Raw genomic sequence first — 14,054 nt, 5'->3', positions numbered from 1 at the left:
CAGAGCCGGTACAATCCCCGGTTTAGTCCCCTACTCGTCTTCAGGAAAGCGTCATGTCGCAGCAGCAGCTCAGCTGGTTTACCGAAGCCCACCAGGCTTCGGGCTCTTCCATCGGTTTCCGCGTCGAGCGCCTGTTGCACGCCGAGAAGACCCCGTTCCAGACCATCGAGATCTACCAGACCACCGACTGGGGCAACCTCATGGTGATCGACGGCTGCGTGATGCTCACCAGCCGCGACAACTTTCTGTACCACGAGATGATGACCCACCCGGCGCTGTTCACTCACGCCCGCGCCAAGCGCGTCGTCATCATCGGTGGCGGCGACTGCGGCACGCTGCGCGAAGTGCTCAAGCACGAGGAAGTGGAAAAGGCCACGCAGGTCGAGATCGACGAGCGCGTGACCCGCCTTGCCGAGCAGTACTTCCCCGAGCTGTGCGACGCCAACAACGACCCGCGCGCCGAACTCCTGTTCATCGACGGCATCAAGTACATGGCCGAGGCCGAGCCGGAATCGATCGACCTCATCATCGTGGACTCCACCGACCCGGTGGGCCCGGCCGAAGGCCTGTTCAACGCCGCGTTCTACGGCAGCTGCTACAAGGCGCTCCGCCATGGCGGCATCCTGGTGCAGCAGTCCGAGTCGCCGCTGGCGCACATCGAACTCATCAAGGCCATGCGCTCGGCCATGCGCACCTCGGGCTTCAAGGCGGTGCGTACCCTCCCGTTCCCGCAGCCGTGCTACCCCACCGGCTGGTGGAGCTGCACCATGGCGCGCAAGGATGGCGACCTGTCGGGTTTCCGCGAGCGCGGTGCAATCAGCAAGAACTTCGCCACCAAGTACTACAACGCCGACGTGCACAAGGGCGCGCTGGCGCAGCCGGAATTCATGCGCGAGCAGCTGGGCGATTGAAGCGGCTCCGCTGCTGGTGACTTGAACGTACAGGCAGCGGGCTCAGACCTCGTCTGACCCAAGACGCCAACACCGCTGCACCTGATGCCCTCGGTCATGCCGAGGGCATTTTTTATGTCGTCTCGCGACGTTGACCGTGGCTCGAACGCAAAGCTCCCGACGACTCCATTCATGACGCCACGAACCATCATCCCAACCGTCGCAGAGCGCGGCGCTGTTCTTTGCTGTTTCCGCGCACCATGCGCTTACAACGCATGACCGATATGAGCGAACAGGAACGACCTCGATAATCGCAGCAGGCTTGGTCGCCACAGCTGCCAGGCATTGCATCTTGGCGTCATGAGGCCTCGTGCCGTCCGCGCCAAGCATCGATTTAGCCAAGGAGGAGGCCCGTCATGGACCACAAAGCACCCCACCATAGCCAAGCGTCAGCGACCGTCGTCCGCTTTAGTCGGATGGAGTACCAATCGATCAGGGTGCCCCAAGACCTCCCAGACGGCGTCGGAACGATCGCTGCAAGTGACGGTGGCTGGATGGTGAGCTGGGAGGAGTTAACGGGATTTCCCCACGGAAAGTATGTACTGAACAATGTAAACACCATTGTTCCTGGCCCAGGACCCGACAAGCGCGCAGCCGTCATCGACTTGGCTGCACCCGCAAGCTCCCTCAAGTTTCGTATCGCTGCCTTCGCGGCAGGGGTGTCGCTCATGGGAGCCGATGGAAAAGTGATCTGGAAGTACAGCTGGGACTCGAATGAGAAAGGCCCTTACCTCTTTGAAAAATCGTTCGCAGAAAGCTTCGTCAAAATTCGACTCGAAGGTGCGCTCGCCTGTGGCGACATCCAACTGAATGTCGATCCGACGCCCGCGCACAAGGAGTAGCGCGAGGTTCCAATAACGAAAGCCCAGCATCCACCGAAGCCGGGCTTTCCTTGTTTCCAAGCTTCACGTCGCACGAAAATACACGAGCGACTTTTCTTCTTGTCTACCTCTTCTACTTCTCGACCTTCGCCGGCTCCCAACCCGCAGGCGCTTCCGGCGGAATGCCGTAGGCACGCAGCGAGGCGAGGATCACGCTCATTTCCGTGCCGCCACTGCGAGCGAGCGCCAGCAGTTTCTGTGCGGTGGCCTTGTCGCCCTGTGCCTGCATATTGAGCTGAGCGAAACGCTGCATCTGCCAGATCAGGTTGAGGCGGGCGTTCTTCGCCGACTGCTGATCCGAGCTGTCGGGTGAGAGGGTCTCGCGCAGGTGCAGGCCGAGCGAGCGGCCCAGCGGGCTGCTGCCCCACTCGAGCACCTTCGCCAGCTTGAGACAGTCCGCGGTGACACCCGCGTCGGTCTTGTTTTCCTCGCAGTACTTCGCCGTCGCCTGGAATCCCGGCAGCGGTTGCCCGCTGGCCAGACCGAACACGATCACCATCTGCACACCCGCCGCGCCGGCGCCCTGCAGGGGATTAAAGGTGTCTGCCGGCGGCGGGAGCTGGCTCACCGAGTTTGCAAGCGCCTTGAGGCTGGCGCCGAGGTAATCGTCGTACAGCTTGGCGCCAGCCGCGCGGGCCAGGTCGGCGCGCACAGCATCGCTCGCGCCATTGTGTTCGTCGACACCGAGCTTGAGCAGCCAGACGGCGGCGTTGTCAGGCGCCTGCTTTTCCAGGGCGTCGAGAGCCTCGGTGTTCGGGCAGTTGCCGGCTTTGGCGTCGCAGTCGGCCAAGCGGGCCCAGGTCACCTGCGGACCCGCGTCGGCATTACGCGACGCGCGCTCGAGGAGTGCGTGGTAGCTGAGCACTTCGGGAGGATTGGTCAGCGGACGGGCAAGCAACGCGGCACCGAGAAGCGGCTCGGACTCCGTACGCAGGGCCAGCACGCTGGCGAGATCCTTCTGAAACTGGAGCAGAGCCTTGGTCTGGTCCTTCTGCGCCAAAGGCGCTTTGGCCGGCGCCTTCGTGGGACCCGGCCACGGCGTGGCGGCCATGGCGGGTACCGACAGCAAGCCCACGAGGGCCAGGGTCAAGAGGCGACATCCCCGCATGGACCATCTCCGTGAAATAAAACGACAAGGATACGGCTCGACCATGAACGGAAGCTGCGCCCACCGCCTGCGGACAGCAGGCGCAGCCGCTTGGCTCAGGGGCAGGGCGAGGTCGGCGCGGCGGGCAACCCTCGGCGATGCTCGCTGTTGGCCATGGCTTCGAGCGCAGGATAGACGTAAGGAAGCAACCGAGATTGCTCGAACGTGTTGTGCACCACGGCCGCCACCTGAACAAGGTTGCCTTCGTTGTCGTCCACGACCATCACGGGTCCGCCGCTGTTACCGCTTGCCAATCCGCACTGCGGCAGCCTGATACCGCTCGGCGTGATGGAAAGCATCGTGGAGCTTTCGCAATGGAACTGCTCCGCCCCGGAATAAGCCGCGGCACTGGGATAACCGACAACCCTGACCTTCGGGAACGTGATCGGATCGTCCGGATTCGACAGGCGCGGCATCAATCCGCCGCAAACGACATCTTCGATCGGGCCGGCGTCGTCGAATACACCGGCGACTGCCACGTCGTAGTCCGTCCGCAAGAGCGTGACAGGGTTCTGCTTCCCGACCGCCGAGACATAAACGCGGGTAATCGGCCAGGCCCCGTACGGTGCGTAGGCGCTGTCGCTGGGCGGACGTGTTCCGTCGTAGGCCGGCACGAACATCAGGTGCTCGTTCCACATGAGGGGCGGCTCGATCGTCACGGAAACCACGCAATGCGCTGCGGTCAGGATCAACCGCCGACTCGCCGATTGAACGACGGACGCTGAGCAGTGCCCATCCTCCTTTCGCAACGGGTCATGAAAGAACAACTGACCCGTCACACGGGTCGGCATGGACCTCGCATACGGCAAGGGCACAGGCGCGTAGCCGATTTCGTCACCACCGGGCGTCACCGGCGGTTCGATGGGCTTGCCGGTCGAACTGCTGGAAAGGACCGCGGCCTCGCGCATGCGCTTCGGGGTCCAGTAGCGCAAGGTCTCCAGTCGGTCTTGCCAAGGGCTGGCGGCAGGCTCTTCTTGAACCGGGCTGGCTACCGAACCATAGGACGTAAAAGCCGTCGTCAGCACCGCGCAAGCGATCGCGCGGCGCGTGAGCACCGAGATACGAGGATAAGCAGGGGGCATGCGTTTCTCTCCTGAGAAGACGTCGAGGTCATAGACCTTCGACGACGTGTCATCCAAGCGCGAACCACATTGCATGGTCGCGTCCTCGCGGACATCGCGAGGGCGCGGATGATGGTCCAAGGTCACTGGTTTGCCAACTCGGTTACTATCGAGGACCGGGGGCCGCCATCGACGATGGTCGTACCTATCCAAATCCTGCGGCAGAACGGGAGCTTATCGTGGACCAATTCGCCCTCATCGCCAGCGAGCGCGCCGGCTTCTTCGTCGGCTGGGGCACGCTCACGCTGATCAATGCCGGGCTTGCCCAGGGCAAGAACCGCAGCGGCCTGCTCTGGTGGTTACTGTCGCTCTTCCTCGGCCCCCTGGCGACGCTGATCCTCGTCATCCTGCCCAAGGTCAGAGCGAAACTGTTCTAACGTCGCAGGCTTGGACCGCCGCTCGCCGGATGTGTAGGCTAGGAGCCCTCCCCAGGCAGGTGCGCGCGGATGCTTACGACGCTCGTGGCAAGCAGCAAGGGTGGTTGCGGCAAGACGACGCTGGTGACCCAGCTGGCAACCCATTGGGCCCAGTCGGGCAAGCAGACCGCCGTCATCGACGCCGACCGACAACATTCCAGCCTGCGCTGGGTGGCGCGACGTCCGGAAAACGTTCCGGCCGTTACGGCCATCGAGGGTAGCCGACGTGCTTTCGACCGGCTGCCAGGCGACGTGCAGCGGGTGATCGTGGACACGCCCGCGGGCGTGGACGAGAAAGACCTCGAGCCGTACCTGGAACACGCGGACGTGATCCTCGTGCCGGTGCTGCCGTCGCACTTCGACCTCGACGCCACGCTCGACTTTCTTACCGTGCTCAAGGGCATCAACCGGATCAAGCGCGGCAAGCTGCCGGTCGGCCTGGTGGGCAACCGACTCAAGCCCTGGACCAACGCCAGCCAATCGGCGCTCGCCGAACTGGCCGAACGCGCGCCATTTCCTGTGGTCGCGGAACTTCGCGACTCGCAAGCGTACGTCTTGCTCACGGCGCTCGGTAAAGGCATCTTCGACTACCACTCGGAAAACGTGCGCGGTCACCAGGAGGACTGGGCCAAGCTGCTGCGCTGGATCAAGCGCAGTACCTGAGCCAGGTGGCAACGCGTCAGCGATCACGCCACGAAGGTGGCCCAGCGGAGAGACCGTACCCATGCACGAACTCATCCTGTTACGCCATGCCGAAGCGACCCCGCACGGCAAGGACGGCAAGGACGATCGCGAGCGACGTCTGACCGAACACGGTCGCAACGAAGCCCGCGCCGCTGGCGAATGGCTTGCCTCTCACCACGTCTCCTACGACCGCGTCCTTTGCTCGCCCGCCGAGCGCACCAAGGAAACCGCCGCCCTCGCACTGGGCCAGATCGAACCGCTTTATATCGACGAGATCTACGACGCCACCGTCGGCATGCTCTACGACCTGCTCGACAAGCATGCTGACGCGGAACGCGTGGTGCTGGTCGGCCACAACCCCGGCATCGAGCAGCTGGTCGCGTTTCTCGTCGAAGGCCGCTCCGAGGACTACCGCGGCATGCCTCCCGCCGGCATGGCCCGCCTTCACTTCGACGGGCCGCTTGAGCCAGGCAAGGCCAAGCTGGACATCTTCTGGTCCCCTCCTAACTGAGCCCCGCGGATGCGCCACCTGCTGTCGGCGATCGTCGTGCTTCTGGCGGCGGCGCCTGTCACCGCCGCCGACCTGCGCATCGATCCCCAGCGTTCGCGCGCTCAGTTCAGCGTGCGGCTGCTCTGGGTCAGTACGGTCACCGGCAGCTTCGAGGGCATTCGTGGCGACATCGCCATCGATCCCTCCACCCAGTCGGCGATCGTTCGCGCCGACATCGATACCGAAAGCATCAAGATGGAATCCTCCCGCCTGCGCCGTTGGGTGCTGGCGCCCGAGTTCTTCGATGCCAAGCGCTTTCCGAGCATCCACTTCGAATCGTCGCCGACCCCGCTCCATCTGCTGAGCGAGGGCGGCGACGTGAAGGGCAAGCTCACGCTGCGGGGTGTGACCCAGCCGGTCACCTTCCATCTGCAGGCGAACCGTTGCCCTCCGCAGGCCCTGGCAGGCTGCGTGCTGCAATTGCAGGGCATGATCGACCGTACGGATTTCGAGATGAGGGGCCGCCGCGGCGCCCTCTCCGACCGCGTGAACCTGGGTATGGCGATCGTGCTTATCCCGCCCTGATCCACCGCCCCGTGGGGACGGACTCACGTGGCGTTGGCGGCCGTCCCCTATGATCCGCGGCATGCGCCGCCTCCTTGCCCCTCTCCTTCTCATCGCCACGCTCGCCGCAGCCGGCTGCTCGGTGTCGCCGGCACGCATCCACAAAGCCGATGCCGTGGTGACTCTGACGATCGATCGGCAGGCTACCTGCGACGCCAGCGATGCGTCCCACTGCGCCACGCCCTCGCCGCTGATCGACGCCGCCCTGGAAGCCGATGCCGCCTCCACTGCCGCGCGGCCCGTGCACGTCGCCACGTTGCTTGAGGATGGCGAGAGCGCCATGGCCGCGCGCATCAATCTGATTCGCGCGGCGCGCCAGTCCATCGACGTGCAGACCTACATCTGGGAGCAGGACGACGCGGGCAAGCTCATGCTCGACGAGCTGATCCAGGCCGCGCGCCGCGGCGTCCATGTGAGGATTCTTGCCGACCAGCTGTTCTCGTTCCGCGATCCCGGCCTGCTGGCTGCCCTCGCCCGCGCGAGCGATCACATGGAGATCCGGCTGTACAACCCGACCTTCCATGCCGCGCGCACCCCGCCGCTGGAATTCGCGGCCGGCATCGTCTGCTGCTTCTACAAGTTCAACCAGCGCATGCACAACAAGCTGATCGTGGTGGACGACCTGATCGGCATCACGGGCGGGCGTAACTACGAGGACCGCTACTTCGACTGGGACGACAGCTTCGACTACGTCGACCGCGACGTGATGGTGGGCGGCCCCGCCGCGAAGGCGATGGGCGCCAGCTTCGACCAGTTCTGGAACCACAAGCGCTCCGCGCCGCTGACCCATCTGCGCGACGTGAACCGCGAGCTGCTCGCCGACACCGACGATCCCAGGCACTGGAATCCGCCCCAGTACACGCATCCGGAGCGCGTGGCGCAGACGATCGCCAACGCCACCGACCCCGCCTGGATCGACGAGCACCTTGGCCGGGCCACCCTGCGCCTGAATCGCGTGGAATACCTGTCCGACCTGCCCGGCAAGACGGACGAGCCGAAGCGTCGCGAAGTGCGTGCGCTCACGCGACACATCATGGGGCTGGTGCGCAACGCCAAAAGCGAGATCGTGTTGCAGACGCCCTACCTGGTGATGAGCAAACCGGCCAAGAAGATCTTCAGCGCCTTGCGCCAGCAACCGGACCCGCCGCGCGTGGTGGTCTCCACCAACTCGCTCGCGTCGACGGATGCGTTCGCCGTCTATGCGATGTCCTACAAGCACCGCAAGCGCTATCTCACCGACTACGGCTTCGAGATCTATGAAATGAAGCCGCATCCCGCCAACGGCGATGCGGATGCGCTGGAAGGTCATTCGAACGACGTGGCAACGCCGCCACTGAGCGAACCGGCCACGGCGCGCCGCCGAGGCCGCGAACGCCGCCCAGGCAGCCACGCCGAGGTCAGCGGCATGTGGCCACCGTCGGATACGATCGGTTTCATCGGCAGCCGCGCCAGCCGCGGCCCGCGCAACCGACCGGCGCCGTTGCTCACCGCGGGTGTGCGTTTCGGCCTCCATGCGAAGTCGATCGTGGTCGACGACACGTTCGCCATGGTCGGCACGCACAACTTCGATCCGCGCTCGGACCACTACAACACGGAGTCCGGTGTGATCGTGTACGACAAGCGCTTCGCCGACCGGCTGCGCGATTCGATCATGCAGGACACTCAGCCGGCCAATGCATGGACCATCGCACCGCGGCAGAAGTCGATTCCGGTGCTTTCGTCGGTCAACGAGTTCATCGGCGACGTTTCCGAGCGCCTGCCGTTCTTCGATCTCTGGCCGTTCCGCTACGCCACCAGCTACGAAATCAAGCCGGGCTGCATCCCCATGCGCTGGAGCGATCCACGCTTCTTCGAATGCTACGAGGCCGTGGGCGACTTCCCCGAGGTGGACGTGTCGCTGAAACTCATCTACACGCGGATGATCACAGCCTTCGGCTCGTCGGCCGCCGGCATTCTGTAGCGATCAACGACCGGTCAGTTCGAAGTTGATGGGCAGGTCGGCGGTGTAGTGCGCGGGGCGGTTGCCCGCCGCGGCGAAGCGCCAACCACGAACCGCTTCCTCGGCCGCCCGGTCGAGCGCGTCGTCGCCGCTGGAGCGACCCACGCTGACGCCAGCCACCTCGCCCTCGGGCGTGACCGTCACGCTCAGCACCACCTGACCCTCGCGCCGGGCGCGCAGGGCCGACATCGGGTAGCGCGGCGACGGCATGAAGACCGGTACCAGGGACGGCGCCGCGGGCTGCGGTGCTTGCGAGATCGAGGTACGCGTCGGCGCAGCGGATGCCCGCGTGCGCGATGACGCCACGGGATGCGACGTGTTGGACGCAGGCTTCGGCGACGGCGCGATCTGCGACACCGTCTTCGAGACCAGCGCCGGCGCCGCCGTAGGCAACGTGACCTCGGCCAGGCGCCGCGTCATGGGCGCGCGCTCGTAGGTAAGTGCGGTCAGCCAACTGGTGCAGGCGATGCCGAGCACGAGGGCAAGGGCACTGAGGGATGTACTGGTGCGTAGTGCAAGCATGACGTAGCGCGAACGGCGCCGGAGCGCCGTCTCCTTCCGATCAGGGACGTTCGAGGATCGCCGTGACGCCCATGCCGCCTGCCGTACAGATGGAGATCAGGCCGCGGCCCGATCCCTTCTGCTCGAGCATCTTCGCCAGGGTGGCGACGATGCGGGCGCCCGTCGCCGCAAACGGATGGCCGGTCGCGAGGCTGGAGCCGTTGACGTTGAGCTTCGCCGGATCGATCGATCCCAGCGGGGCGGAAAGGCCCAGCCGGTTGCGGCAATAGTCCTCGCTCTCCCATGCACGCAGCGTGCAGAGCACCTGGGCCGCGAACGCTTCATGGATCTCGTAGAAGTCGAAATCGCCGAGGGTGAGCCCGGCCTGCGCCAGCATGCGGGGGACGGCCACCGTCGGCGCCATCAGCAGGCCTTCGCCGTGGACGAAGTCCACCGCCGAGACCTGCGCATGAGTGAGATACGCCTGGATGGACAGGCCGCGTGCGGCGGCCCATTCGTCGCTGGCGAGCAGCACGGCCGCGGCGCCATCGGAAAGACCGGTGGAGTTGCCCGCGGTGAGGGTGCCCTGCCCGGACGCCCGGTCGAACGCCGGCTTGAGCGACGCCAGCTTCTCCAGCGTGGTGTCCGGGCGCAGGAAGCCGTCGCGCTTCAAGCCGCGGAACGGCACGATCAGGTCGTCGAAGAAGCCGGCGTCGTAGGCCGCGGCGAGCTTATGATGGCTGGCCAGCGCCAGTTCGTCCTGCGCCACGCGCCCGACCTTCCACTCCTTGGCCATCAGCTCGCAGTGATCGCCCATGGACTTGCCGGTGCGCGGCTCGGCCACGCCCGGGAAGGACGGCTTGAGTTCCTTGAGCGAGAAACCGCGGGTAGCGACCTGCAGCTTCTCTTTCAGCGTCTTTGCACGGTTCAGCGCCAGCAGACGCTTGCGGAACTTCTGTCCGTAGACGATGGGCACGTCGCTGGTGGTGTCCGAACCGCCGGCAATGCCGGCGTCGATCTGCCCCGTGGCGATCTTGTTCGCGATGAGGATGGCGTTGTCGAGCGAGGTGCCGCAGGCCCGCGCGGTCGTGATGCCCGGCGTGGTCGGGGCCAGGCCCGACGAGAGCAGCGCCTCGCGGGCGAGATTCCAGTCCGACGAATGACGGATGACGGCGCCCATGGCGACCTCGCCCAGTTCCACCCCGTGCAGACCGAATTTCTCGACCAGGGAACCCAGCACCTTGACCGACATGCCGAAGTTGCCGACGTCGGCGTAGGCCGTGTTATTGCGGCAGAAGGGAATGCGGACACCGCCGACCACACCCACGCGCTTTTGCGTCTTATCCATGCTTTGACAAAAGATCCAGACCGAAGGGATGCCCGCAGGCAGCCAAATGCGAAGACGAAGGGGTCGCGGACGCCGACGATCGCCGACGAACGCGTGTCGGCAAGGCTAACCCGCATCCCGGCCCGGCGAAAGCCCGAACTGCCCGGATGGTAGAATTGCGTTCCTTTGCCGTTCGGAAAAACCTGCGTGAACGAGTCGCTGATCGCCTGCCCCGCCGTCCTGGCGCTGGAACTGGCCGGGGGCGAACCGCCTGAAAGGCTGGAACTCACCCGGGACGAAGCGCAGATCCTGGCCGGCCTTATGGCCGACGATCTTCGCGCGCTGTTGCCTGGGGTCGAAGCCTCCCGCCTGGCCGTCGCCGGTGCGCTGTTCGACGGCGTCGAACTCCTTCGCCCCGGTTTCCCCGTGTTTGCCACCCTGGACGAACTGGCCCGGCGCGTGCCGCGGGTGACCACGGCCGGTGGCGTGGTGGCCTTTGGCACCCACGAAGGGCGCATGCCCGCCCAGCCGCTGGTGCCCGACCGGGCCTACGTCGGCGGCCCGATGCGCCTGCTGCCGTGGATGATCCTGGCGCCCGCCGACCTGGCCGAGGAGCTGACCGCCCGCATGGAAGTGGAGCTGGTGGGCCGCGGCGAGGCCGGCACGGCCACGGCCGACTTCCTCATGCGAACCCTCGGCATGCGCCTCGAGCATGCCCGCTACCTCAGCCGCGACGATCTGCTGGCCCTTACCTGCGTGCAGTACGAGCACGTGAACCTGGCGCCGCTGTGGACGATGCTCGAAGCCGCGCTACTGACGCCGTACCAGGAAGAGACGGCCCTCGGATCGCGCGGCCTGCCCCTGCATTACGCCGAAGGCCGCGTCGGCATTCCGGGCCCGTCCGCCTGGTTCGCCCGCGCGGGCACCCAGCGCGACAACCCCGTGCATGAGTTCGCCGGCACGCTTTTCGAGCTGCGCCAGTACGCCGCCTTGCTGGCGGCGCACCACGTGCCGCTGCACCTGGAAGGTCAACCCGCGAGCACCGCTGGGTATCTGGTCGAAGCCGTGGCCGACGCCGATCCGACCCTGTCCACGCCCATGCTCTACGCCCATGAAGCGGCGGGCCTTGGCATGGCCGCCATCACCGTCGCGCAGCCGGCGCCCGGTAAGGCCCGGGTCCTGGCGCACGGTTACCCGCTGGCACCGGACGCGCTGGCCCCGCTGCTCGACGCACTGGCGGAGCGATATGGCACGGCGAGCGAGTTGCACGCGCTGGGACGTCTGCTCCTCGACGCCGACGGCGCCCTGTCCGCCCCCGCACCCGCACTGCACTGAGCCCCACTTTCACGAATCGTTCGATATACGCGGACGAGGTGAGCGATTACAGTGACCCCAGGTCATTCCGGCGGCCGCATGCGCTCATCTCCTCCACCCACCAACGGTTCTCCCTCCGACTGGTCCGCTTATCTGCTTGAACGCGCACCGGCGATGATCGCCTACGTCGATACGACGATGCGCTACCGCTACGCCAGCCCCGCCTACCTCGCCTGGATGAACATGGCCGACACGGACATCGTGGGCCAGCGGGTGGACGAGGTGATCGGCGCCGACCTCTATGCGCAGATCGAGCCCGCGCTTACGGCCGCGCTCGCCGGCACCGCCAAGGTGGCCGACCGCGCCCTCCGCGACAGCGAGGGCATTCACTATGCGCAGGCCACATTCTCCCCGGATCTCGACCAGCTCGACGCCGTGCGCGGTGTCGCGATTCTTCTCGCCGACATCTCCGGCCGCCGCCAGCTCGAAGCGCGCCTTCGCGAGAGCGAGCGACGCTTCGCTCAGGCGTTTCGCTATGCCGCGATCGGCATGGCGCTGGTCCTGCCGGACGGCCGCTGGTTGCAGGTGAACGACGCGCTGTGCGCGATGCTCGGCTATCCGGAAAGGGAGCTGATGTCCGTCACCTTCCAGGACATCACACATCCCGACGATCTCGCCGCGGATCTCGCCTTGGTCGAGAAACTGCTCACGGGCGAGCAGCTCTCGTACCACATGGAAAAACGCTACCTGCATCGCGACGGGCATATCGTGCACGCCGAGTTGAGTGCATCCCTGGTGCGCGACGAACACGGTGAGCCGCTCTATTTCATTTCGCAGATGCAGGACATCAGCGAACGCAAGGCCTTCGAGGATGCCCTGTTCCGCGAACGCGAGCTGGCGGAAGTCACGCTCAAGTCGATCGGCGACGCGGTCATCACTACCGATACCAAGCTCATCGTGACCTCTCTCAACCCCATCGCCGAAGCGATGACCGGCTGGTCGAGTCACGAGGCCGTGGGCCGCCCGATGGACGACATCTTTCACCTGCGCGATCCGCTCACCCGCCAACCGATTCCCAACCCGCTCATCATGGCGGTCAGCAAGAACAGCATCGTCGGCCTTACCACCGATGCCATCCTCGTGCATCGCAACGGTTTCGACAGCCCGATCGAGGATTCCGCCGCGCCGATCCACGATCACGCCGGCAACGTGGTCGGCGGCGTGGTGGTGTTCCACGATGTAAGCGAGACGCGCGCGCTGGCGCTCAAGATGGCGCACCTGGCGCACCACGACACACTGACCGGCCTGCCCAATCGCGCGCTACTCACATCACGCATGGAGTTCGCCGTATCGGTGGCCGCACGGCGCAACCAACGTGCCGCGCTGCTGTTCGTCGACATCGATCATTTCAAGCAAATCAACGATTCGCTCGGTCACGCCACCGGCGATACGCTGCTGCAGGAAGTAGCGCGGCGCGTTCGCGGCGCCGTGCGCAGCGACGACACCGTGAGCCGCCTGGGCGGTGATGAATTCGTCGTGCTTCTGCCACACATCGACAGCGCGGGCGATGCGCGCGACGTGGCTGAAAAGGTGCTGGCCGCCTGCAGTCAGGCCGTTGGCCTCGGTCCCGACAAGTCACCCATGACGATCAGCTTCAGCATCGGCATCAGCGTGTATCCGGATGACGCCGACGATGCCGAGTCGCTGCTGCGCAACGCCGATACCGCGATGTACGAAGCGAAGATGCAGGGCCGCAATGGCTACCGCTTCTTCAACCCAAGCATGAACGAACGCAGCACGGCACGCGTACGCACCGAGGTGGCGCTGCGCAAAGCGCTGGCACGCAACGAGCTAACCCTCTACTACCAGCCAAAGGTGGATGTGGAGTTGGGCACCATCGTCGGCGCCGAGGCGTTGCTCCGCTGGCAAGTGAATGGCGAGGACGTCTACACGCCCGAGGAATTCGTGCCCGTGGCGGAAGACTGCGGCCTCATCGTGACCATCGGCGAATGGGCATTGCGAGAAGCCTGCCGCCAGGCGGAGATATGGACACGCCTGTACCGACCACTGTCGGTCTCGGTGAACGTGTCGGCCCTGCAGTTTCAGCACACGCGCTTTCTCGATTCGCTGCAGGCGATTCTCGCCGAGACGAAACTCCACCCCACCTTGCTCGAACTGGAAGTCACCGAGCGCACTGTCATGGAGGGCGGCGACCACATCGTCGAGCTGCTGCACAAGATCAAGGCGCTGGGCGTCACACTCAGCCTCGACGACTTCGGCACCGGCTATTGCAGCCTGTCGTACCTCAAGCATTTCCCCGTCGACACCTTGAAGATTGATCGCGCCTTCATTCGCGACGTGGCCTGGGACAACGACAGTGCGGCCATCGTCAGCGCCGTCGTCACCATGGGCAAGGGCATGAACAAACAGGTGCTTGCGGAAGGCGTGGAGAGCATGGACCAGGCTACCTTCCTCGGTTCGGTCGGGTGCTCGCAGATGCAGGGCTTCCTGTTCGGCAAGGCCATGCCTGCCCGCGAATTCGAGGAACGCATCTCCGTGGTGGACATGGGCGATCCACGCGTCGCGCTCGACTGAAACAC

The 14,054-nt window shown here is 65.4% G+C and carries 13 protein-coding genes; 9 read left to right on the top strand and 4 right to left on the bottom strand.

Annotated features, from left to right (window positions below):
* Nucleotides 1-53 precede the first annotated feature (53 nt).
* Together speE and IM816_RS00845 are read left to right on the top strand one after the other, a co-directional pair.
* A complete protein-coding gene (gene speE / locus IM816_RS00850; RefSeq protein ID WP_072323238.1) occupies nt 54-911 on the top strand; it encodes a polyamine aminopropyltransferase in 858 nt (285 codons plus the stop codon).
* 395 nt (nt 912-1,306) lie between these two features.
* Nucleotides 1,307-1,792, top strand: coding sequence for a hypothetical protein (locus IM816_RS00845; RefSeq protein WP_250339406.1), 486 nt, complete (start codon nt 1,307-1,309; stop codon nt 1,790-1,792).
* 112 nt (nt 1,793-1,904) lie between these two features.
* Here IM816_RS00845 and IM816_RS00840 read toward each other — a convergent pair whose 3' ends face one another.
* Both IM816_RS00840 and IM816_RS00835 read right to left on the bottom strand, forming a co-directional pair.
* Nucleotides 1,905-2,921 carry a hypothetical protein gene (locus IM816_RS00840; RefSeq protein ID WP_250339405.1) on the bottom strand — a complete coding sequence of 339 codons (1,017 nt, stop codon included), beginning with the start codon at nt 2,919-2,921 and terminating at the stop codon, nt 1,905-1,907.
* Between the two features lie 113 nt (nt 2,922-3,034).
* Nucleotides 3,035-4,117 carry a trypsin-like serine peptidase gene (locus IM816_RS00835; protein WP_250339404.1) on the bottom strand — a complete coding sequence of 361 codons (1,083 nt, stop codon included), beginning with the start codon at nt 4,115-4,117 and terminating at the stop codon, nt 3,035-3,037.
* Nucleotides 4,118-4,278: 161 nt separating this feature from the next.
* On the opposite strand from IM816_RS00835, the gene IM816_RS00830 reads away from it, so the two are divergent.
* From IM816_RS00830 to IM816_RS00810, 5 genes are all read left to right on the top strand, one after another.
* Nucleotides 4,279-4,476, top strand: coding sequence for an antitermination protein NusB (locus IM816_RS00830; protein WP_072323242.1), 198 nt, complete (start codon nt 4,279-4,281; stop codon nt 4,474-4,476).
* A 69-nt stretch (nt 4,477-4,545) separates the two neighbouring features.
* Nucleotides 4,546-5,178, top strand: a complete 633-nt coding sequence (locus IM816_RS00825) for a nucleotide-binding protein (protein WP_072323243.1) — start codon at nt 4,546-4,548, stop codon at nt 5,176-5,178.
* A 61-nt stretch (nt 5,179-5,239) separates the two neighbouring features.
* On the top strand, nt 5,240-5,710 hold the full coding sequence (locus IM816_RS00820; protein ID WP_072323244.1) for a SixA phosphatase family protein: 471 nt from the start codon (nt 5,240-5,242) through the stop codon (nt 5,708-5,710).
* 9 nt (nt 5,711-5,719) lie between these two features.
* Nucleotides 5,720-6,274, top strand: coding sequence for a YceI family protein (locus IM816_RS00815; protein ID WP_250339403.1), 555 nt, complete (start codon nt 5,720-5,722; stop codon nt 6,272-6,274).
* A gap of 61 nt (nt 6,275-6,335) precedes the next feature.
* Nucleotides 6,336-8,273 (top strand): phospholipase D family protein, encoded by a 1,938-nt coding sequence (locus IM816_RS00810; protein ID WP_250339402.1) that lies wholly within the window; start codon nt 6,336-6,338, stop codon nt 8,271-8,273.
* Between the two features lie 3 nt (nt 8,274-8,276).
* Here IM816_RS00810 and IM816_RS00805 read toward each other — a convergent pair whose 3' ends face one another.
* Together IM816_RS00805 and IM816_RS00800 are read right to left on the bottom strand one after the other, a co-directional pair.
* Entirely contained in the window at nt 8,277-8,834 is a 558-nt protein-coding gene (locus tag IM816_RS00805; RefSeq protein ID WP_250339401.1) for an energy transducer TonB, read from the bottom strand.
* A 40-nt stretch (nt 8,835-8,874) separates the two neighbouring features.
* Nucleotides 8,875-10,161, bottom strand: a complete 1,287-nt coding sequence (locus IM816_RS00800) for an acetyl-CoA C-acetyltransferase (RefSeq protein ID WP_250339400.1) — start codon at nt 10,159-10,161, stop codon at nt 8,875-8,877.
* 186 nt (nt 10,162-10,347) lie between these two features.
* Here IM816_RS00800 and IM816_RS00795 point away from each other — a divergent pair, with 186 nt between their 5' ends.
* Both IM816_RS00795 and IM816_RS00790 read left to right on the top strand, forming a co-directional pair.
* Nucleotides 10,348-11,475, top strand: coding sequence for a hypothetical protein (locus IM816_RS00795; RefSeq protein WP_250339399.1), 1,128 nt, complete (start codon nt 10,348-10,350; stop codon nt 11,473-11,475).
* A gap of 78 nt (nt 11,476-11,553) precedes the next feature.
* Nucleotides 11,554-14,049 carry an EAL domain-containing protein gene (locus IM816_RS00790; RefSeq protein WP_250339398.1) on the top strand — a complete coding sequence of 832 codons (2,496 nt, stop codon included), beginning with the start codon at nt 11,554-11,556 and terminating at the stop codon, nt 14,047-14,049.
* Nucleotides 14,050-14,054 lie beyond the last annotated feature (5 nt).

The sequence above is a fragment of the Luteibacter flocculans genome, from assembly GCF_023612255.1.
Lineage (GTDB): Bacteria > Pseudomonadota > Gammaproteobacteria > Xanthomonadales > Rhodanobacteraceae > Luteibacter > Luteibacter flocculans.
Note: the sequence above shows the minus strand (reverse complement) of the source record. Positions and strands in the feature narration are given on the sequence as shown.